Below are 1,238 nucleotides of genomic sequence, written 5' to 3'. Positions count from 1 at the left end.
GGTGCTCCCTGATGTGCGTAGAAAATGCGGTGTGGTAACTACATTTTCCCACGTCAGAGGCACCTTTCAGGCTTTAATTACGGGCTCCGGTCACACCCCCGATGAAATCCCGAGGCTAAGCTGGTGCCATGCCTGGAACCGAACAACCGCATGCCCGCGGTAGGAACGAATTCATCGGTCGGGTCGGCCGGCAGACAGACGGTGCGCCATCCACAGCCTCAATCCTTGGAATCCTGCGTCTAACGCTTCATGTGGGTTTCGCAGTCCTGCTCGGTGTCCCCACGCTGAGGCTGACGTTGCTCCCCGAGGCCAGAGGTACGTTCTGGTTCGTCTGGGTCGCGATCGCAGCTGTTTTTGCCGGGGTCTATCTGGCGGGGATCCTCATGGACAAAAGGTTCACCAGCGGCAGCACGCAGTTGGACCACCGGCGCTACCGCGTTCTATGGCTGGCGATCATCACCGCACTATGGGTCGTCCTGCTTATCGGAGACTATGACTTCGCCTGGCTGGCGTTTCCCCTCTTCGTCCTGCAGCTGCATCTGCTGCCTCGACCAGTGGCGCTTTTGACCATCGCCACGATGACTGCCGCGGTAATCGCCACCCAGTTCGCAACCGCTGGGCTCCCGGCCGAAATGGCTATCGTCCTAGGTCCGCTGCACATTCTGGGGCCGCTGTTCGGTGCGGCGCTTTCCGTCCTGGCCGGACTGTCTTACCGCGCCCTGGACAGGGAGGCAAAGGAAAACCGGCGCCGTGCAGCCAGTCAGCTTCCGCGCTAACGGAACGAAATTGCTTGAATCCTGGCGGTTGAAGCACCGACCAGCCGCTGCGGTTTCCGGATGGAGATACCGGATTGAAACCAGACGCCGCAACGGTGGTGCGGCAGTGTCTGGGAACACCGGGCCGCGGACCCGGATGCCACGGAGACCCGCGAAGGGACCCTCGCTTGCCGCGCTATTGCGGGTTGCAGCCGGATACCCCAAACCTGCGCCGGGTCCGAAGGCCGGTCAATCACGACTATTGCTAGGACTCTGCTGAACTAAGGGCTATTTGAGTTGCCGGTTCGGGAGCTTTGGCGCCTGGGCCGGCGGCTTGGCGGTTGTCGGCGGGGATGCGGTGGTCTGGTTTTCACTCATTTGGGGATATTGGCGGGGCCGTTGAGGTCTTGTAGGGGCCATGAGGGCCCGCGCCAGGGGCAGGGCTACCGGCCCCGACCGGTCAGGCGATGATCCAGGCCCCGT

General features: G+C 62.4%; 1 protein-coding gene. It reads left to right on the top strand.

Annotation, left to right across the window (positions count from 1 at the left end; all coding sequences use genetic code 11):
• Nucleotides 1-251: 251 nt before the first annotated feature.
• Nucleotides 252-776: a hypothetical protein gene (locus tag J9611_RS21375; RefSeq protein WP_211883264.1), complete on the top strand. Its 525-nt coding sequence runs from the start codon at nucleotides 252-254 to the stop codon at nucleotides 774-776.
• Nucleotides 777-1,238 lie beyond the last annotated feature (462 nt).

The sequence above is a fragment of the Pseudarthrobacter albicanus genome (assembly GCF_018224015.1).
Classification (GTDB): Bacteria; Actinomycetota; Actinomycetes; order Actinomycetales; family Micrococcaceae; genus Arthrobacter; species Arthrobacter albicanus.
The sequence above is the reverse complement of the archived record's forward strand: the minus strand, read 5'-3'. Positions and strand labels throughout refer to the sequence as shown.